Here is a 17,442-nt window from a genome sequence, read left to right on the forward strand (position 1 = left end):
GCGGTTTCGAGCGGCATTGCCTGGGACTCTTCCCTACTCTGACCCCTGAGCCGTCCCGTAGTTAATGCGTAGATCGGTTTTGAGCACTTTCCCGGCTGGGTTGCGGGGCAGCGCCTCGACGATCTCGAGCGCCTTGGGGTGCTTGTAGCGCGCCAGCCGCTGAGTCAAGAAGTCATCGAGGTCGGCCAGGGTCAGGCCCGCTCGCGACAGCGCGGCGACCGCGATCGGAACCTCACCCCAGCGCTCGTCTGGGCGACCGATAACGGCGACCTCGGCGATGTCGGGGTGATCAGCCAGCACGTTCTCCACTTCGGCGCAGTACACGTTCTCACCGCCGGAGATGATCATGTCCTTCTTGCGGTCGACGACCCACACATAGCCCTCTTCATCCATCCGGACCAGGTCGCCGGAGTGAAACCAGCCGCCGGCAAAGGCCTCAGCGGTGGCCTCCGGCTTGTTCCAATAGCCACTCATCAAGGTGGGCGCCCGGTAGACGATCTCGCCCACCTCACCCACGGCGACGTCGTTCATCTGTTCGTCGACGACCCGGGCGGAGACGGTCGGAATCACGGTGCCGACCGAACCGCGCTTTCGGGTGGCGTCCTCGCCGAGCAGGATGCAGGTGACCGGCGACATCTCCGTCTGCCCGAAGGCCGCCAGGATCTTGGTGCCGGGGAAGGTGTCCGCCATCTGCCGCAGCAACGCGTCGGAGGCCGGCGCCGCTCCCCACGACATGGTTCGCAACCGGATGTCGCGCGGGTTGGCCTGTTGCTGAGCACAGACCGCCTGCCATTGGGCCGGCACCAGGAAGATGCCGGTGACCCGCTCGGCGGCCAGCACGTCGAGCAGTTGGCCGGCGTCGAACGCACCCAGTGGGTTGATGACGGTCGGGATGCCCAACCACATGCCGGGCAGCAGGTTGCCCACGCCGGCAATGTGGAAGAACGGCACCCCGATGAAGGCCACGTCGGAGGTGCCGGTACCGGAGGTGTGCAACGCGGTCATCGTCTGACCGACCAGGTTGGTGTGGGTGAGCACCGCTCCCTTGGGCAGGCCGGTGGTCCCCGAGGTGTACATGATCAGGGCCGGCGAGTCGTTGGGAATGTCCACCGGCGCGTGCGGCTCACCGGTCTCCTCGATCAGGTCCTCGTAGGCGATCAGCCCCTCGCCTGCTGAACCGCCGGGCTCATGCGGCGGTCCCAGCTTCGCCTCTCCTCCGTCGAGCCTCGCTGAACCGCCGGCCACCACCACGTGCTCCAGCAGTCCGGTCAGCTCGCGCACACCCCCGGCGACCGGCACCAGCGCCGGTTCGGTGATCAGCACCCTGGCCTCGCAGTCGGTCACCAGGTAGGCGATCTCCGTCGGCGTGAGCCGGAAGTTGACCGGGACGGCGATCCCGCCCAGCATGTTGGCGGCCAGCACCGACTCGACGAACTCGGTGCGGTTCAGCATCAGGATCATGACCCGGTCACCGGCGCGGACCCCGCGGCGGCTCAGTGCGTCGGCGAGTGCGCCGACCCGATCACGCAGCTGCGACCAGGTGGTGGTCTGACCGAGGAACCGCAGTGCGGGGGCGTCCGGTTTCATCAGCGCATGCCGGTCCAGCTGGTTGACCCAGTTCTGTCGACGCGCCCGGTAGGGCTGCTCGGCGGGATCGACGGTTGCGTGGCTCAATTCGGTTCTCCCGCTTCGTGTTAGCCCGAAGCCAGTTCTTCGGCGCGCCGTTTGAGATTGTCCGCCAGATAGTCCAGGGCGTTGCTGAAGGCCTTCTTGAGCATCGGCTTGGGCACCGACATCTGGGTCTCGACATTCATGTCGACGGTCAGCAACGTGGTCGGGCCGATCTCGACCACCGAGAACAGCTGCTCCTGCTTGCTGAACAGGTCGCCCTGCTGGAGCACGGTCTGAATCTGGGTGGCACTGGGGTAGTAGACGGCCTGGATGAAGGTGCCGTCGAAACCGGAGTAGGAGGCATCCAGCCGCAGCTGGCTGGGCCGGCCGTCGTCGTAGCGGGCCAGCACCCAGATCCCTTTGACCTCTTCGTTCCACTGCGGGTACGCCTCGAAGTCGGCCACGATCCCCATGATTGTGGCGGCGTCGGCGGCGACTTCGACGGTCTTGCTCACGAGCGGCACCCGCCGAGCATAGCCACCGGCGAAACAGCCGCCGAGCTAAACCTGGGCGGTGGCCAACAGCGCGCGAATACCGTCGGGGATCGGCACCGGCCGCCGGGTGCTGCGGTCGACATAGACGTGCACCCAGTGCCCGAGCGCGGCCACCGGGACCGCGTCATCGCCCGTTGCGGCGCGAAACACCGCCAGCCGGTAGGTCACGCTGCTGCGGCCTAACCGGGTGACGGCCAGCCCCACCGCGAGCCGGTCCGGGAAGGCGAGTTCGCCCAGGAAGCGGCAGCCCGATTCGGCGACCACCCCCAGCTCCGGGGCCGCGACGGGGTCTATCTCGACGTGTGCGGCGATCCAGCCGTTGATCGCGGTGTCGAACAGCTGGTAGTACACGGCGTTGTTGAGGTGGCCGAACATGTCGTTGTCGGCCCAGCGGGTCAGCACCGGCCAGTGCACCGGAAAGTCCTGGCTGGTCAACCCTTCCGGCGCGGGCGGGACCGCGGCGTCCGAACTCATGGTTGTATTCCAGCATGACCACGATCCGCGGTGCAGTGCTGGAGCGGATCGGGGCGCCGCGCCCTTATGCCGCCTCGCGCCCGCTGACGGTGACAGACGTGGAGCTGGCGCCGCCCGGCGACGGTGAGCTGCTGGTGCGGGTCGAGGCCGCCGGGGTCTGTCATTCCGATCTGTCCGTGGTCGACGGCAACCGGGTGCGTCCGGTGCCGATGCTGCTCGGCCATGAGGCCGCCGGCATCGTCGAAGCGGTCGGCGCCGGGGTCACCGCGGTGCGGCCGGGTCAGCGGGTAGTGCTGACCTTCCTGCCCCGCTGCGGCCACTGCGCGGCCTGCGCCACCGACGGCCTGGCGCCGTGTGAGCCCGGCAGCGCCGCCAACGGCGCGGGCATCCTGCTCGGCGGCGGGCAGCGGCTGCACCGCGGGGACCAGACCGTCTACCACCACCTCGGGGTCTCCGGGTTCGCCACGCATGCGGTGGTCAGCCAGACCAGCGCGGTGCCGGTACCCGACGACGTCCCGCCGACGGTGGCCGCCTTGCTGGGCTGTGCGGTGCTAACCGGTGGCGGCGCGGTGCTCAACGTCGGCCGTCCGGGGCCGGGCGACGCCGTCGCGGTGGTCGGACTCGGCGGAGTGGGGATGGCCGCGGTACTGACCGCGTTGGCCCACGACGGCGTGCAGGTGATCGCGATCGACCGGCTGCCGGACAAGCTGGCCGCCGCAACGGCGCTGGGCGCGCACCGCACCTACACCCCGCAGCAGGCACTCGACGCGGGCGTGCGCGCCCCGGTGGTGATCGATGCGGCGGGTCATCCCGCCGCGCTGGAGACCGCGATCGGCTTGACCGCACCGGGCGGGCGCACCATCACCGTCGGCCTGCCGCCTCCGGACGCCCGGATCAGCGTCTCCCCACTGGGTCTGGTTGCCGAGGGTCGCTCGTTGATCGGCAGCTACCTGGGGTCGGCGGTCCCCGCGCGCGACATCCCGCGCTTCGTGGCGTTGTGGCGGGCCGGCCGTCTGCCCGTCGAGCAGCTGGTGTCGGCGACCGTGCCACTCGAGCAGATCAACGAGGCCATGGACGCACTGGCCGACGGTGCCGCGGTACGTCAGATCATCACGTTCGCTTAGCACCGACGGCCGGTTCGAAGGTGAAGTCGGCGGTCCGGAACCGGCGGGTCATCGCCCAGAAGGCCCCGGCACTGCGCGGCCACTGGGTGACCACCCGGCCGTTGGCGGCACGAAAGTAGTTGCTGCAGCGGGTGGTCCACACCGTGCCGTGCATCCACCGGTCGATCTTGGCGATGAAGTCGGCCAGCGCGGCAGGGCGCACGGCGACATAGGACTTGCGGGTGCGGCGCAGGTGTTTGAGCACCCGAACGATGTAGCGCGCTTGGGCTTCCAATACGAAGATGACGCTGTTGGAGCCGACGTTGGTGTTGGGCCCGTAGAGCATGAAGAAGTTGGGGAAGCCGGGCATCGCCATGCCGAGGTAGGCGCGGGGCCCGTCGCGCCAGGCCTGTTTGAGTGTGGTGGCGTCCTCACCGGTCACCTCGATCTGACCGAGGTAATCCGCAGCGGCATATCCGGTGGCGCACACCACCACGTCGACCTCGCATTCGGTGCCGTCCTCGGCGACCACCGATCGGGAACGCAGGGCCCGCGCCGGGCTGGGCACCACTTCGACGTTGGGCCGGGTCAGCGCGGGCAGGTAGTCCGAGGAGAACACCAGACGCTTGCAGCCCAGCGGGTGGTCGGGGGTGAGCGCTGCCCGCAACTGCTCGTCGGCGATGGAGTCGCCCAAGAGTTTTCGCGCGATGTCGGTGAACTGGCGGGTTTTGTCGCTGCCGTTCTCGATCACCGCGATGTTCGACTCGCTGCGCAGCCACAGTCGCGTCCGGTACAGCCGCTGGGCCAGCGGGATGCGGTCGAGGGCCCATCGCTCCCGCGGGGTGTAGCGACGGTCCGGCTTGGGCAGGATCCAGGTCGGGGACCGCTGCAGCGAGTACACCTTCTCGGCGACCTCGGCCAACTCCGGCAGCAGTTGCGCCGCGGTCGAACCCGTCCCGAGTACGGCGACTTTCGCACCGGCGAGCGGCACCGAATGATCCCACCGCGCCGAGTGCATCACGGTGCCCCCGAAGGGCTGTTCTTCGATCAGGTCGGGCAGCACCGGCTGGGTGAACAACCCCACCGCGGAGACCACCACGTCGAACCGATGCTGCGCACCGTCGCTGCTGCTCAGACACCACTGCCGCCCGTCCGGCTCCCAGCGGGCGGCGCGAATCTCGGTGCGCAGCCGCAGATGTGCGTCCAGGCCGTGGTCGGCCGCGCAGCGTTCGAAGTAGGCCAGTATCTCGGGTTGCTGCGACCACAGCCGCGACCAGTGCGGATTCAGGTCGAACGAATAGGAGTACAGGTGGGATTTGACGTCACATGCCAGCCCCGGATACGTGTTGATCCGCCAGGTGCCGCCGACGCCGTCCTCCCGGTCGAAGATGGTGAAGTCGGAGAATCCGGCTCGCCGCAACAGGATTCCCAGCGCCAGCCCTCCCGGCCCTGCACCGATGATGCCGACCGACGGGCCTTGCCCATGCCTGGTCATCGGATCTGCAGGCACTGGCCGCCGTCCACCACGAGCTCGGCGCCGGTGATGAAAGACGCGGCTTGCGAAACCAGGAATGCCACCGCGTCCGCCACCTCGGCCGGGCGGCCGAGCCTGCCGCCCGGCGACACCGCGGCCAGGCGCTGCTGAGTGCCGTCGTCGAGCATCGGGGTGGCGATCGGCCCGGGAAATACCGCGTTGACCCGGATGCCCGTCGAGACGAGTTCCGCGGCGACGGTCTGCGTCAGGCCGCGAAGCGCCCATTTCGACGAACCGTAGGCGCTGTGCCGGCCGAAGGGTCGGATCGCCCCGGTGCTGCAGGTGTTGACGATAGCTGCACCTTCGGCCGCCCGCAGTTGGTCCAGGGCCGCCTGGATGCCCAGGAATGCGCCCAGACAGTTGACCCGCCAAGCCCTTTCGAAGCCGTCGGGCGTCTCGTCGGCGATCGTGGCCCGGTGCAGGATGCCGGCGTTGTTGATCAACGCGGTCAGCGCCCCGAACCGCTGAATGGTCGCCGCCACCGCGGCCTCCCATTCCTCAGGACAGGTCACGTCGAGGCGGACGCCGATCAGCGCGTCGTCGGCCCGCGCGGCGACGGCGGCATGCAGCTCAGCTTCGTTGATGTCGCAGGCGACCACCGCGAAACCGTCGGCGAGCAGCCGTTCGGTGATGGCCCAGCCTTGGCCCCGGGCGGCGCCGGTGACCAGTGCAACCCGTGCCGGGGTCATCGGCCCCTCGCTTCCTCGAGATGTTCCAGGGCTCCTCGGCGCAGCGCCGCAGACTCGGCAGCCAACGTGATCATCTGGTAGCCCAGCCCGGCCAGGGCCGCTCCCGCCGCTCCCGATCCGCCGTGGATCGCCGCGATCACGCCCGCTTCGGTTGCCGCGGCCCGGATCCGTGCCATCGCCGCGAGCAGGTCGGGATGCGTGGTGGATTGGGCGACGTCGACGCCCATCGAGATCGCCAGATCGGCGGGCCCGACGTAGATTCCGGCCAGGCCGGGAACCGCACAGATGCGTTCCACGTCTGCCAGGGCCGCGGCGGTCTCGATCATCGCGAAGACATCCGCTCGCGATTCCAGGCCGGCCAGATCGCGGCCCAGGCCAGGCCGCAGCGGCCCGAAGCTGCGGATCCCGGCCGGCGGGTAGCGGGTGGCGGCCACCGCAGCGGCGGCCTGTTCGGCGGTCTCGATCAGCGCGATGATGACCGCGTCGGCGCCGGCATCGAGCACCCGGCCGATGGGGGCAGCGTCCGCGTTGGGCAATCGGACCGCGGTGGCGATCGGCAGGTGTTCGGTGTGCCGCAGCATGGCCGCGATGTCGGCGTCGTCAAGGTAACTGTGTTGGGCGTCGAAACCCACGTAGTCATAGCCGGCGCGGGCGAATTCCTCCGGGCCCAGCACGGTGGGCCCGGTCACCCAGCCGCCCCAGAGCGGGGCCCGGTCCGCCACAGCGGCGCGCAGCGCCGACGTCATGCGACCATCGCGATCTTGACGCGGTCCGGCACCGGTCGGGCCGCCAACTCGAAGGCAGCCTGGGCTTCGTGGCAACCGAAGACATGAGTTACGTAGTTGCGCAACAGCTCCGGATTCTCCGCGGCGAATCGGCCTGCGGCTTCCAGCATCCGTCGCCGATCCTGGGTCACTCCGGAGATCAGCGTGAGATTGTTGCGCAGCATGGTCCGCATACTGATCGGATAACTGTCGTCGTCGGGGACACCGAAGTAGAACACCGTGCCACCGGGTGCGGCGGCCTCGATGGCGTGGCCCAGGGTGGCGACCTGGTGCCCGACCGCCTCGATCACGATCTCCGGGCGGTCGCCGGCGTCAAGGTGGCGCACCCAGCGGTCGCTGGTCGCCTGTACCACTGCGTCAATTCCGAAGGCGGCAGCCACATCTCGACGGTCGACCGGGTCCACCCCGGTGACGCGGCGCGCCCCCGCCGCTTTGGCGACGGCGCTGAACAGCAGACCGATCGAGCCCTGACCGATCACCGCCACATGGCGGCCGGCCAGGTCGGGCAACTGTTCCACGGCGTAGAGCACGCATGCCAGCGGTTGCAGGCCCACGGCTTGGGCGGGTTCCAGCGCCGGGTCGTAGGCCACCAGTCCCTCGCCGTCGCTGATCACCCGTTCCATCAGTCCGTCGAAGCCCGATGCCCACCCGACGACTCGGTCGCCGCGTCGATGCTGCGGGTGCCGACTGGTGATGACGTCGCCGACGATCTCATGGATCGGGAAGCCGAGTTTCTCCGCGGCCGCGGCGCCGTCGTCGCCGGGCAACCTGCCCTGCGCGCCGCGAAAGGCCGGCAGGTCACTGCCGCATACCCCGGCGGCCACGAACTGCAGCAGCACCTGCCCGGCGCCGAGCTCCTGCTCGGTGGGGTCGGGGGCTTCTATCTTCTCGAACTGATACGGCGCGATCAACCGGTACGCCCACATCTCAGACCTCCACCGGGATGGTGTTCCAGCCCCACTGAAAACTGGACGGCAGCCGGGTCGCGCCGTCGTCGGCGATCTGAAAGTTCGGGACGCGGCGCAGCCATTCCTGCACCAGGACAGTCACTTCCAGCCGGGCCAGGTGATAGCCGATGCAGAAGTGCTGCCCGCGACCGAACGCCAGTGACCGTTTGATCGGCCGGTCCCAACGGAATTCGTCGGGTTCGGGGTATTCGCGTCCGTCGCGATTGGCCGACGCCAGCAGGGTGATGATGCGTTGGCCCGGCTCAACAGTCGTGCCGTGCAGCGTGAACGGTTTGCGGGCGGTGCGCGCGAACCATTGCGCCGGTGCGCAGTAGCGGATCATCTCCTCGCGTGCCAGCTGCACCGTGTGGTGCGGATCGGCCCGTACCGCGGCTAGTTGATCCGGACGCCGAGACAGTTCCCACAACCCGTGCGCGACGATCTTGGGCACGGTCTCGGTGCCGCCGATGAAGATGCAGAGCAGTTGTGTCGCGGCTTCGACGTCATCGAGATCGCTGCCGTCGGGCAGTCGGTAGGCCAGCATCCCGTCGACGATCGGCAGTTCGCCGGAGCCCTGCTCAGCGCGCCGGCGTTGCACCGCCGGGATGAGGTACTGCAGGTAGTTGGGCCGCGCCGCGGCGGTGTCCACCCCGCTGCCGGCCTGCGCGAGACTTCCGGCGTTCACCGTCGCCAACACCTCTGCGGCGCATTCGACCGGAATGCCCAGCAGTTCGCAGACCACTTGAGCCACCACGACACCGCCGTAATCACAGGTCAGGTCGAACTGGCCCTGCGGAAGCAGCTCATCGAGCCGCTGATTGGCCAATTCACGGACCCGGCCTTGCCAGTCCACCACCGAGCGGGGCCGAAACGCCGGGGACTGCAACCGGCGAATGTCGTCGTAGATCGGCTTGTCGAAGACGGCGTGGAAAGGCAACGGGTGCAGTGGCGGGTCCGGCACCGGGCCGCTGTTGTGGTGCGCCAGCACGGTGGCCGCCGGCAGTGTTCCCTCCGAGGCCACGAACGTTCCGTCACTGACCGCCAGTACGTCCCAGATGTCGTCGAAGCGCGACAGGGCGTACAGATCCCACTGCGGGACGTAATACATCGGGTGGTGATCGCGTAGCACCCGGTAGTACGGCAGCGGGTCGGCCATCACCGCCGGGTCGAACGGATCGTAGGAGAACTCCGGCGCGGCAACGCTTGTCATCTGTCGTCTCGCTGCAGCGGGCAGGGCGGCAGTGCTTGCAGGATCGAGTCCTCCCAGCCGTCGCGTAAGGCGGGCGCCACACTCATCCACGTCACGATCTCCGCCGGCGGGTGGTCCTTCCACGACGGGTAATGCTCGGCGAAGCAGTCCCAGCCGCCGTCCAGTGCCCAGTAGTGGATGACCTCGTTGTAGCGGAACGTGGTGGTGAACGAACCGAGCCAGCGCTTGCCGGTGCTCTCCGACCACGGCACATATAGGCGTTCCAATTCCCGGATGTAATCGTCTTGGCGACCGGGTTTGGTCTGCATGATCTCCTGAATGACAACGGTCGCGTCGAAGTCGGCCGCGCGCAACTCAGCCAAGGTCCTGTTGTGCGGGCCGGGGTACATGATGCGGCCCTCCCCCGATGCTCCGATTCCGGCGAGGTAGGCCGACCATTCGGCCGCCGGCGGGGCGTGGCTACCGCCGCGGCCCTGCGCCCGCCCGATTCGGGCGTAGTCGGCGAACGCGTCGATCTCCCAGATGATCGTGACCTGCGGCCAGTGCCCGTTGTAGGCGGTGGACTCCCACAGCGCGAACAGCCGGGCACCCAACTCGGTCATCATCGGCTGGTAGATCTCGGTGAAGTTGCGGGTGAAGTCGTCGCGCAGCCCACGGCCCAGATTGATCGTCTCGTGCAGGTAGAGCAGGGTGTGGTCGTAATGCTTGCGCATCAGCCGACCGGGACCAGGTCGGAATTGACGGGCAGGCAATGCTTCTGGTCACTGCGGAAAATCTCCGGCCCGTCGCACGGCGCCGCGTGCCCGGCGGCAGCAAGCGCCTGCCGCTTGAACGCCCGGCCCGCCACGGTGGGCAGGTGCTGCACTGGGCTGAGCCGATGGCTGACCTCCAGCGGCCAGCGCTCGCCCCACAACACGACCTGGGTCAGGCTGCTCCGCAGGGCGTGATGCACCCGCGCCCTGATACGGGGATCGGTGGCGAGCGCGTCGGCGACCACCGCCAGGCTGTGTCCGGGTGCATCGCTGTGCGCGGCAGACAGTTCCGTCTCGAGGTCTGCGGTATCGAGCCCCAGGATCTGCAACGGCCGGACATCTTGGTGCGGCGGCGCCAACACCCGCACATCCCAGCCGGTCGCCGCACGGTGATACAGCCACCCGCCGGCCGCGTGCACCAGGTCGGCGACATCGGGGGCGATGACATCGAGGCGGTAGCGCAGGTGGGGGTCCCGCGTCAGGGAATCCAGGGCCGCAGCGGTACTCGTCATCGCATCATCCCAGCTCGTCGTGAGAATCTCAGACGGTGCCGCTGGCCGGGCGAACTGTCCGGCCGCGCAGCACAACTTCTCCGAGATATTACAGTTGAAGCTAAATTTGTAAAGCCGAATGAGGTGGACACGGGTGGGAGCGCGATGAGTCTGGTTGCCGGACACGGTCCGCTGAGCACCGAGCGCGCCGGCTGGTTCGCCCCGGAGATCACCGGGGCCCTGGTGTACGTCGAACCGCATCCGCGCCGCGTCCGGGCGATCCGGGGGGAGCGCACCGTGATCGACAGCGAACGCGCGCTGCTGGTGCATCGCCAGGGCGAGCCGCTGGCCTACGCCTTCCCCGCGGACGCCGTCGGCGATCTTCCGCACCGGGCGCTGCCGGAGGCATCGGGTTTCGTGCAGGTTCCGTGGGACGCCGTGGACGCCTGGTTCGAAGAGGGCCGGCGGCTGGTGCACTACCCGCCGAACCCCTATCACCGGGTCGATTGCCGGCCCACCCGGCGCGCATTGCGGGTCGAAGTCGACGGAGTGGTCCTGGTGGACACCGATGACACCGTGATCCTGTTCGAGACGGCCCTGGCACCGCGCCTGTACGTCGCCGCGGACTACTTGCGCACGGATCTGTTGCGGGCTTCGACGACGTCGACCTACTGCAACTACAAGGGCTATGCCCGCTATTGGTCCGCGTTCATCGGAGACACCGTCGTGCCGGACGTGGCCTGGAGCTATCCGGACCCGCTGCCCGAGAGTGCACCCATCGCAGGTCTTTTCAGCTTTGATCTGTCGCTGGTCGGCGGTTTCGCCGAACTACCCGGCGCGGCAGGGCGCCCGCGGCTATAGCCGCGAGTGCTCGGCGATCTTGTTGTCGCTGGTGCGCAGCGGCCGGATCAGGCCGTCCTGGGCGAACGAGGCCAGGATAGCGCCCTCCTCGGTGTGCACGGTGCCGCGAACATAGGACATGCCCGCGCCCACCTGGGTGCTTTCATGCCCGTAGAGGATCCAGCCGTCCCAGCGCACCGGCTCGTGGAAGCTCACGGTGACCGTCATGGGAGCGGTGGACACCGTCAGGTGCGACTGGCTGGTGCCGATCCCGGCGTGCGCGCGCATCGTCGTCGAGATGCCCAGATGTCCGGTGAAGTAAGCGATCAGCGCTTTGGCGAGATCGTCGCGGGCGGGAATGGGCTCATAGTGCAACCAGGCGTAGAGCTCCGGCGGGCCCACCTCGTCGGGGCTGTTGACGTCGACGACGTCGACCAGGCGTACCTCGCGTCCGGTCATCGGCATGGCACAGGGGTTGGACTGCGCGGGGCCTGCCACTTCAGGGCGGGGCAGGTGGTGGGTGATCACGTCGGCCGACGGAACATCCGCCAGCACGGTGATGGTTGCGCAGCGCTTCTGGTTCTGCAGCACTGAGATCACCGCGGTGGCCGTGGAACGGCCCTCGTTGACCACGTCGATCACGTATTCCGCCGCCGGTCCGACCAGCACAGCCCGGGCGAACACCGCGTGCACCGACCGGACGGACTTGTCGCTGAAGCGTTTCGCCGCCGCGACGATCGCCTGCGCCACCAGTTGGGTGCCTTCGACGACTTGGCGCTCGTCGTCGCCGGCCAGGCCGGTCGCGCCGGTGAACCGGTCCGGGCCGTCGGCCGTCACCTCGAACAGGTCCAGCAGGCCGCCGACTGACCATTGCGGCGCGGCGGAAGTCTCGGTGGCCGGAGATGCTTCAGACATTCCGCGAGCGTGACATTTGAAGCGAATTTTGTAAAGTAGGCCTAACCGCGCCCGCGGCCGCCGGACAGGAGGGCGACAGTGTTGGGTATCGCCGAAACAAGTTCACAGCAGGACAACCCGGGTTCCGAGTCCCCGCCGGTGCCGCTGGCGGGCGGCTTCTGCTTCGGCGAGGGCCCGCGCTGGTTCGAGGGGCTGCTGTGGTTCTCCGACATGCTCGGCGAGGCGATCCACACCGTGAACCTGCGCGGCTCGATGACCACGGTGCCGCTGCCGGGACACACTCCCAGCGGGCTGGGTTTCCGGCCGGACGGAACGCTGTTGATCGCCTCGGCGTCCGATCGCAAGGTGCTCTGCTACGACGGTGACACCGTGACCACGCTGGTCGACCTGAGCGAGCAGGTGCCCGCGGACCTCGGCGACATGGTGGTGGACGCCGCAGGCCGCTGCTACATCGGGTCGCAGGCCTACTCCGGCGGCGTGCTGGTACGCGTCGACCCCGACGCCGGCGTGCATCTCGTCGCCGAGGATCTCGACTTTCCCAACGGAATGGCGATCGCCCCGGACGGCGGCACGCTGATCGTCGCCGAGTCGATGGACCGCCGGCTCACCCGGTTCACCATCGAAGCCGACGGCGGGCTGCGTGACCGCCGGGTGTTCGCCGACGGGTTGGACGGACCACCGGACGGCATTGCGCTGGACGCCGCCGGCGGGGTCTGGACGGCGATGACCCTGGCCAATCAGTTCGAGCGCATTACCGAGGGCGGCGTGGTAACCGACCGCATCGCAACCGGCGAGCGGGCTGCGATCGCGTGCGCGCTGGGCGGGCCGAGTCGCCGCACGCTGTTCCTGCTGTCCAGCCCCACCGCCTACCCGAAGCGCCTGATCGGCACCCGCGACTCGCGCTTGGACACCGTGACCGTGGAGATCCCCGGCGCCGGATTGCCCTGAGGTGGATTCGATGACCGACTCCTACTACGAGTTACTGGACGCCGCCGATCCGCGGGGCGAGAAGTTCGGGGCCACCGATCTGGTGCGCGGCACGTGGTCGGCTCAGATCCAGCACGCCGCACCGGTGTCGGCGCTGCTGGTGCGGGCACTGGAACGCTTGGCGGCGCGGGACGACACCCGGCTCAGCCGGGTCAGCATCGACCTGTTGGGCCCGGTGCCCGCCGAAGGCGCGCTGTGGGTGCGCGGCCAGGTCGACCGGGCCGGCAAGCAGATCGAACTGGTCAGCGCCGAGATGCTGGCACCCGGCCCCGACCAGCTGCCGCGACCGGTCGCCCGTGCATCCGGTTGGCGGTTGCAGACGTTGGACACCGGCGACGTACAGCACGCCTCGGCTCCCCCGCTGCTGCCGGTCAGTGCGGCACAAACCAACAACATGCAGCAGAACTGGGACCGCAACTACATCCACAGCCTGGACTGGCGGTGGCTGACCACGCCGTTGGCCCCCGGCGCCGGTGAAGCCTGGATCTCGCCGCTCGTGGACCTGGTCAAGGGTGAAGTGATGACTCCGCTGCAGCGGTTGTTCGCGGTGGCCGACGACGCCAACGGGGTCGGCACCAAGCTCGACATCAGAAAGTGGACGTTCCTCAACACCGACCTGGTGGTGCACGTGCACCGGGTTCCCGACGGCGAGTGGATCGGCATCCGGGCCGAGACCAACTACGGCCCCGACGGCATCGGGACGACCATCGGCACCTTGTTCGACCAGCAGGGCGCGGTGGCGGGCATTGCGCAGTCAGTCCTGGTGCGCCGTCGTTAGCGACCCGCTCCCACAGCCGGGAGCATTTCGACCAGACGCAGCCGCGGCTCGGTAGCCATCCCGGCGAGCAGGCGGCCGGCCGCAGCGGTGGAGGCGCCCGGCCCCGGCCGGACCGACCGCACGGCCGAGGCCCGAACCCCGGTGCCGACGAATTCCGCGTCCAAGGCCGCCAGCCAGGCGTCGACCTTGTGCTGTGCGGTCGCGCAGTGCACCCCGGCGAACTCCGGGCCGACCAGCACCACATCACCGCTGCCCCGGGCGATCATGGCCGGAATCACCCGGGTGGCCAGGGTTTGCGCACCCACACCGGCGCCGTCTGGTGACTCGCCCGCCGGGCCGGCCAGGCCGACATCGGTGATGAGCACGTCCGGGGTACCGATGAGATAGTGCGCGGCGGCGAGGAACTCGTTGATTGACCGCGGGTCTGCGAGATCGAGATGGGCAGCGAACGCGCTGCCGCCGCGGTCTCGCAGCTGCGCCGCGAACCGCTCGGACTCCGCGATTCGCCGACCGCCGAGCAACACCAGGTGTCCTTGGGCGGCCAACTGCGCGGCGGCCACCTGGCCGATCCCGGCTGCTTCGATGACGATCATCACGGCTCGCAGCGGATGCGTGCGTTCCTCGTACGTGACTTGCGGCGCTTCGATCACAATAATTGCCCTACGGCCCGGCCCAGGGGGCCCGCGACGGTGAGGAACGATGTCCAGGCACCGAACCAGCGTGACACTCTCGCTATATTTTGTAAAGTCTTTGCTATGACCCGCAGCACGGTGGACGGCCCCGACAACTCGAGCCGGCAGCGGATCCTCGCGGCCACCGCCGAGGTGCTCGGGCGCAATGGATTGACCAAGCTCAGCCTGTCCGAGGTAGCCTCCCAGGCCGGGGTCTCCCGCCCCACCCTGTATCGGTGGTTCCCGTCGAAGGAAGAACTGATCTCGGCGTTCTCTCGTTACGAGCGGCACATCTTCGACAGCGGGATCGCGCGCGCTACCGAAGGACTCAAGGGCACCGAAAAGCTCGACGCTGCACTGCGTTTCATCGTCGAATACCAACACTCATATACGGGTGTGCGAATGATCGACATCGAGCCCAAGCACGTGCTCGCCGACTTCTCCCGGATCATGGTGCCGATGCGCGAGGGTCTGAAGCGGATGCTGACCGGGCCGGATGCGGCGGTGAAGGCGGCCGCCGCGATCCGGATCGCCATCTCGCACTACATCATTCGCAGCGACGACTCCGAGGAGTTCCTCGCCCAGCTGCGTCAGGCTGTCGGCATCAAGCACCGCTAGCGGCGATCGCAAGCTCGGCGGAGCCTGCGGAGCCGGGCGCGGCGGGTCGTCGCCATCGGCTCAGTCGAACAGCACCGCGGCATTGAGATAGCCGGTCGGATCGAACGCGGCCTTGATCGTCCGCATCGCCGCGACATCGTCCGGCCCGCGCGACATCGCCAAGTAGGCCCGCTTGCGGCTGCCCACCCCGTGTTCGGAGCTGACGTTGCCGCCGCAGTCGGCGATGAGCGTCATCATCGCCGCGTACAGGCCCGCTTCGGCTGGTGCCGAGCAACGCAGCACGTTGAAGTGCAGGTTGCCCTCGCCGACATGGCCGAACAGCACCGGAAGCGCCTGCGGCGCGTGCCGTTGCACCAATGTGCCCGCCGCTGCGGCGAATCCGGCGATCGCTGCCAGGGGCAGGGACACATCGAACTTCAGGGGCGGCCCGAATGCCCCCAACACATCGGCGATCGCCTCGCGCACCCGCCACAGCCGCTGTTGGGACGCACCGTCCACGCCCACCGCCGGCTCGTCACAGGACCGCACCTGCGCCAGCAGGCCGGCGAGGCGGTCGGTCTGGTCGGTGTCGCCGGTCAGTTCCACCAGCAGCAGCCAGTCACCTTGCACCGGAGCGACAATCCCGAGTCGCTCGCCGGTCAACGCGGTGACGCGGGCGTCGATCAACTCCAGGGTCGCGATGCCGTCGAGGTCGCGAAAGGTTCGCGCCGCATCTACCAGGGCCTGCAGCTCCGCGAAGCCGCAGAGTGCGGTGACCCGGTGGACCGGGCGGGCATGCAGTCGCAGATCGAGCCCGGTGATGACGCCCAAAGTTCCTTCGGCGCCGACAAATAACGCCGGTAGGTCGTAGCCGGTGTTGTCGGAGCGCACCGCGCTGCGTCGGTGTAGCAGCGCTCCGTCCGGCAGCACCACCTGCAGGCCGAGCACCTGTTCGCCCATGTTGCCGTAGTGCACCGTGTACAGCCCACCGGCGTTGGTCGAGGCCATTCCGCCGACGGTCGCGGTATCCCGGGCGGTCAGGTCGACACCGAAGATCAGGCCGGCGTCGGTCGCCGCCCGCTGCACCGCCGCGAGCGTGGCACCCGCACCCACACTCACCCGGCGCTCAACCGGGTCGACCTCACCGACGGTGTTCAGCCGCTCGGTGGACAGCAGCACGTCGTCGTGCTCGGGGACGGTGCCGGCCACCAGCGAAGTGCGCCCGCCCTGGACGGTGACGTTCGCGCCCGCGTCGCGGCAGAGTCGCAGCACCGCGGCGACTTCCTCGGGCGACCCGGGGCGCACCAGCGCGCCCGCTCGGCCCCGGTAGCGACCGGTGTAGTCGACGCTGCGGCCGGCCAGCACGTCGGGATCGTCGGTGACATAGCCGGGGCCCACCACCTCCGTCAGGCTCGGCAAAAGGCTCCGAAACTGGCTGTGAGTCACCGCCCCGGTCACGAAGCCGGTCTACCACACCCGGGGCTACCTTTAGGCATGGCTATCCGCGAAGACGTCTCATTCCGATCCGGCGCGGACCGTATCCGCGCCTGGCTGTACCGCCCCGGCCCGGCCGGCGCGACAGATCCGGACGGTGCCCCGCTGCTGGTGATGGCGCACGGCCTGGGCGCGGTGCGCAGCATGCGACTGGACGCCTACGCCGAGCGGTTCGCCGCGGCCGGATACGCCTGCCTGGTGTTTGACTACCGCAACTTCGGCGACAGCGACGGTGCTCCCCGCCAGTTGCTCGATGTGGGCATGCAGTTGGCTGACTGGGCCGCCGCGGTCGACTTCGCACACACCCTGCCCGGTGTCGACGGCAACCGGATCGGCCTGTGGGGCACCTCGTTCGGCGGTGGTCACGTGATCGCGACGGCGGCGCGGCTGTCGGTGGCGGCGGTGGTGGCGCAATGTCCGTTCACCGACGGGATCGCCTCTGCGCGCACCATTCCGCCGTTGACCATCGCACGAATCACCATGCTGGCGTTGCGGGATCTGGCCGCAGCCCGGTTCGGCAATCCGCCGGTGATGGTGGCGACCGCCGGTCGCCCCGGCGAGGTCGCGCTGATGACGACGCCCGACTCTTACCTGGGCTATCTGCGCCTGGTTCCCAAGGGGCTGACCCTGCGGAATGAGGTCGCCGCGCGGATCGGGATGAAGATCCTCGCCTACCGTCCGGGCCGGCTGACGGCCAAGGTGAGCTGCCCGATCCTGTTCTGCATCTGCGATACCGACTCGGTGGCACCGCCCGGACCGACCCTGCGTTACGCCGCGAAGGCGCGCCGCGGCAGCGTCAAGAGCTACCCCGAGGGCCACTTCGACATCTACGTCGGCGAGGCCTTCGAACGGGTGGTCGCAGATCAACTGGAGTTCCTGGACCGCAACCTCAAGACTGCGGGGTATTGAGCCTGGCCGGTGCGGCGAGAACTGTCACCGATGTCCTGACACATCACCCGACGCTTGTCGCCTGCTTCCGGTACAGTCGAACTTATGTTCGATACGGATCT

Annotated in this window: 19 protein-coding genes; 6 read left to right on the forward strand and 13 right to left on the reverse strand. The window is 68.7% G+C overall.

Annotated elements, in window-relative coordinates; translation table 11 throughout:
- Positions 1-33: 33 nt before the first annotated feature.
- The 3 genes from fadD5 to N416_RS0115030 are packed head-to-tail and all read right to left on the reverse strand — an operon-like array spanning position 34 to position 2,639.
- On the reverse strand, positions 34-1,674 hold the full coding sequence (gene fadD5, locus N416_RS0115020; protein ID WP_024442928.1) for a fatty-acid--CoA ligase FadD5: 1,641 nt from the start codon (positions 1,672-1,674) through the stop codon (positions 34-36).
- A 20-nt stretch (positions 1,675-1,694) separates the two neighbouring features.
- Positions 1,695-2,135, reverse strand: a complete 441-nt coding sequence (locus tag N416_RS0115025; RefSeq protein WP_024442929.1) for an SRPBCC family protein — start codon at positions 2,133-2,135, stop codon at positions 1,695-1,697.
- Between the two features lie 36 nt (positions 2,136-2,171).
- Positions 2,172-2,639 carry a thioesterase family protein gene (locus N416_RS0115030; protein ID WP_036458156.1) on the reverse strand — a complete coding sequence of 156 codons (468 nt, stop codon included), beginning with the start codon at positions 2,637-2,639 and terminating at the stop codon, positions 2,172-2,174.
- 14 nt (positions 2,640-2,653) lie between these two features.
- Here N416_RS0115030 and N416_RS0115035 point away from each other — a divergent pair, with 14 nt between their 5' ends.
- A complete protein-coding gene (locus tag N416_RS0115035) occupies positions 2,654-3,763 on the forward strand; it encodes an alcohol dehydrogenase catalytic domain-containing protein (RefSeq protein WP_024442931.1) in 1,110 nt (369 codons plus the stop codon).
- Here N416_RS0115035 and N416_RS0115040 read toward each other — a convergent pair.
- The 7 genes from N416_RS0115040 to N416_RS0115070 are packed head-to-tail and all read right to left on the reverse strand — an operon-like array spanning position 3,750 to position 10,171.
- Positions 3,750-5,237 carry an NAD(P)/FAD-dependent oxidoreductase gene (locus tag N416_RS0115040; RefSeq protein ID WP_036458159.1) on the reverse strand — a complete coding sequence of 496 codons (1,488 nt, stop codon included), beginning with the start codon at positions 5,235-5,237 and terminating at the stop codon, positions 3,750-3,752. The genes N416_RS0115035 and N416_RS0115040 overlap by 14 nt on opposite strands.
- Positions 5,234-5,965: an SDR family NAD(P)-dependent oxidoreductase gene (locus N416_RS0115045; protein ID WP_024442933.1), complete on the reverse strand. Its 732-nt coding sequence runs from the start codon at positions 5,963-5,965 to the stop codon at positions 5,234-5,236. The genes N416_RS0115040 and N416_RS0115045 overlap by 4 nt, the downstream gene beginning before the upstream one ends.
- A complete protein-coding gene (locus N416_RS0115050; protein WP_024442934.1) occupies positions 5,962-6,711 on the reverse strand; it encodes an HpcH/HpaI aldolase/citrate lyase family protein in 750 nt (249 codons plus the stop codon). Before N416_RS0115050 ends, N416_RS0115045 begins: the two co-directional genes overlap by 4 nt.
- Complete coding sequence (locus N416_RS0115055; protein ID WP_024442935.1) at positions 6,708-7,676, reverse strand: zinc-binding dehydrogenase; 969 nt, start codon at positions 7,674-7,676, stop codon at positions 6,708-6,710. Before N416_RS0115055 ends, N416_RS0115050 begins: the two co-directional genes overlap by 4 nt.
- A 1-nt stretch (position 7,677) precedes the next feature.
- Positions 7,678-8,907, reverse strand: a complete 1,230-nt coding sequence (locus tag N416_RS0115060) for a cytochrome P450 (protein ID WP_024442936.1) — start codon at positions 8,905-8,907, stop codon at positions 7,678-7,680.
- The gene (locus N416_RS0115065) at positions 8,904-9,620 is read right to left on the reverse strand and encodes a hypothetical protein (RefSeq protein WP_024442937.1); all 717 of its coding nucleotides are present in this window, start codon (positions 9,618-9,620) and stop codon (positions 8,904-8,906) included. The genes N416_RS0115060 and N416_RS0115065 overlap by 4 nt, the downstream gene beginning before the upstream one ends.
- Positions 9,620-10,171, reverse strand: a complete 552-nt coding sequence (locus N416_RS0115070; protein ID WP_051190283.1) for a hypothetical protein — start codon at positions 10,169-10,171, stop codon at positions 9,620-9,622. The genes N416_RS0115065 and N416_RS0115070 overlap by 1 nt, the downstream gene beginning before the upstream one ends.
- A 144-nt stretch (positions 10,172-10,315) precedes the next feature.
- On the opposite strand from N416_RS0115070, the gene N416_RS0115075 reads away from it, so the two are divergent.
- On the forward strand, positions 10,316-11,011 hold the full coding sequence (locus tag N416_RS0115075; RefSeq protein ID WP_024442939.1) for a DUF427 domain-containing protein: 696 nt from the start codon (positions 10,316-10,318) through the stop codon (positions 11,009-11,011).
- Here the strand turns inward: N416_RS0115075 and N416_RS0115080 are convergent.
- The gene (locus N416_RS0115080; RefSeq protein WP_024442940.1) at positions 11,006-11,905 is read right to left on the reverse strand and encodes an acyl-CoA thioesterase II; all 900 of its coding nucleotides are present in this window, start codon (positions 11,903-11,905) and stop codon (positions 11,006-11,008) included. The genes N416_RS0115075 and N416_RS0115080 overlap by 6 nt on opposite strands.
- Before the next feature lie 87 nt (positions 11,906-11,992).
- On the opposite strand from N416_RS0115080, the gene N416_RS0115085 reads away from it, so the two are divergent.
- Positions 11,993-12,853 (forward strand): SMP-30/gluconolactonase/LRE family protein, encoded by an 861-nt coding sequence (locus N416_RS0115085; RefSeq protein ID WP_051190285.1) that lies wholly within the window; start codon positions 11,993-11,995, stop codon positions 12,851-12,853.
- A gap of 10 nt (positions 12,854-12,863) precedes the next feature.
- Positions 12,864-13,670, forward strand: a complete 807-nt coding sequence (locus tag N416_RS0115090; protein ID WP_024442942.1) for a thioesterase family protein — start codon at positions 12,864-12,866, stop codon at positions 13,668-13,670.
- Here N416_RS0115090 and N416_RS0115095 read toward each other — a convergent pair.
- Positions 13,667-14,320 (reverse strand): SDR family NAD(P)-dependent oxidoreductase, encoded by a 654-nt coding sequence (locus N416_RS0115095; RefSeq protein ID WP_024442943.1) that lies wholly within the window; start codon positions 14,318-14,320, stop codon positions 13,667-13,669. The genes N416_RS0115090 and N416_RS0115095 overlap by 4 nt on opposite strands.
- A 105-nt stretch (positions 14,321-14,425) precedes the next feature.
- On the opposite strand from N416_RS0115095, the gene N416_RS0115100 reads away from it, so the two are divergent.
- On the forward strand, positions 14,426-14,959 hold the full coding sequence (locus N416_RS0115100; RefSeq protein WP_024442944.1) for a TetR/AcrR family transcriptional regulator: 534 nt from the start codon (positions 14,426-14,428) through the stop codon (positions 14,957-14,959).
- A 60-nt stretch (positions 14,960-15,019) separates the two neighbouring features.
- On the opposite strand, the gene N416_RS0115105 is transcribed toward N416_RS0115100, so the two are convergent.
- Positions 15,020-16,384: an FAD-binding oxidoreductase gene (locus N416_RS0115105; protein WP_036458170.1), complete on the reverse strand. Its 1,365-nt coding sequence runs from the start codon at positions 16,382-16,384 to the stop codon at positions 15,020-15,022.
- Positions 16,385-16,432: 48 nt separating this feature from the next.
- Here N416_RS0115105 and N416_RS0115110 point away from each other — a divergent pair, with 48 nt between their 5' ends.
- Positions 16,433-17,341 (forward strand): alpha/beta hydrolase, encoded by a 909-nt coding sequence (locus N416_RS0115110; RefSeq protein ID WP_024442946.1) that lies wholly within the window; start codon positions 16,433-16,435, stop codon positions 17,339-17,341.
- Positions 17,342-17,442 lie beyond the last annotated feature (101 nt).

It is taken from the genome of Mycobacterium sp. UM_WGJ (assembly GCF_000455125.1).
Taxonomy (GTDB): domain Bacteria; phylum Actinomycetota; class Actinomycetes; order Mycobacteriales; family Mycobacteriaceae; genus Mycobacterium.

Bases quoted from the DNA above. Each gene is read 5' to 3' on its own strand.
- N416_RS0115030 (WP_036458156.1), bottom strand. From the start codon at position 2,639: ATGAGTTCGGACGCCGCGGTCCCGCCCGCGCCGGAAGGGTTGACCAGC.
- N416_RS0115035 (WP_024442931.1), top strand. From the start codon at position 2,654: ATGACCACGATCCGCGGTGCAGTGCTGGAGCGGATCGGGGCGCCGCGC.
- N416_RS0115040 (WP_036458159.1), bottom strand. From the start codon at position 5,237: ATGACCAGGCATGGGCAAGGCCCGTCGGTCGGCATCATCGGTGCAGGG.
- N416_RS0115045 (WP_024442933.1), bottom strand. From the start codon at position 5,965: ATGACCCCGGCACGGGTTGCACTGGTCACCGGCGCCGCCCGGGGCCAA.
- N416_RS0115050 (WP_024442934.1), bottom strand. From the start codon at position 6,711: ATGACGTCGGCGCTGCGCGCCGCTGTGGCGGACCGGGCCCCGCTCTGG.
- N416_RS0115055 (WP_024442935.1), bottom strand. From the start codon at position 7,676: ATGTGGGCGTACCGGTTGATCGCGCCGTATCAGTTCGAGAAGATAGAA.
- N416_RS0115060 (WP_024442936.1), bottom strand. From the start codon at position 8,907: ATGACAAGCGTTGCCGCGCCGGAGTTCTCCTACGATCCGTTCGACCCG.
- N416_RS0115065 (WP_024442937.1), bottom strand. From the start codon at position 9,620: ATGCGCAAGCATTACGACCACACCCTGCTCTACCTGCACGAGACGATC.
- N416_RS0115070 (WP_051190283.1), bottom strand. From the start codon at position 10,171: ATGACGAGTACCGCTGCGGCCCTGGATTCCCTGACGCGGGACCCCCAC.
- N416_RS0115075 (WP_024442939.1), top strand. From the start codon at position 10,316: ATGAGTCTGGTTGCCGGACACGGTCCGCTGAGCACCGAGCGCGCCGGC.
- N416_RS0115080 (WP_024442940.1), bottom strand. From the start codon at position 11,905: ATGTCTGAAGCATCTCCGGCCACCGAGACTTCCGCCGCGCCGCAATGG.
- N416_RS0115090 (WP_024442942.1), top strand. From the start codon at position 12,864: ATGACCGACTCCTACTACGAGTTACTGGACGCCGCCGATCCGCGGGGC.
- N416_RS0115100 (WP_024442944.1), top strand. From the start codon at position 14,426: ATGACCCGCAGCACGGTGGACGGCCCCGACAACTCGAGCCGGCAGCGG.
- N416_RS0115110 (WP_024442946.1), top strand. From the start codon at position 16,433: ATGGCTATCCGCGAAGACGTCTCATTCCGATCCGGCGCGGACCGTATC.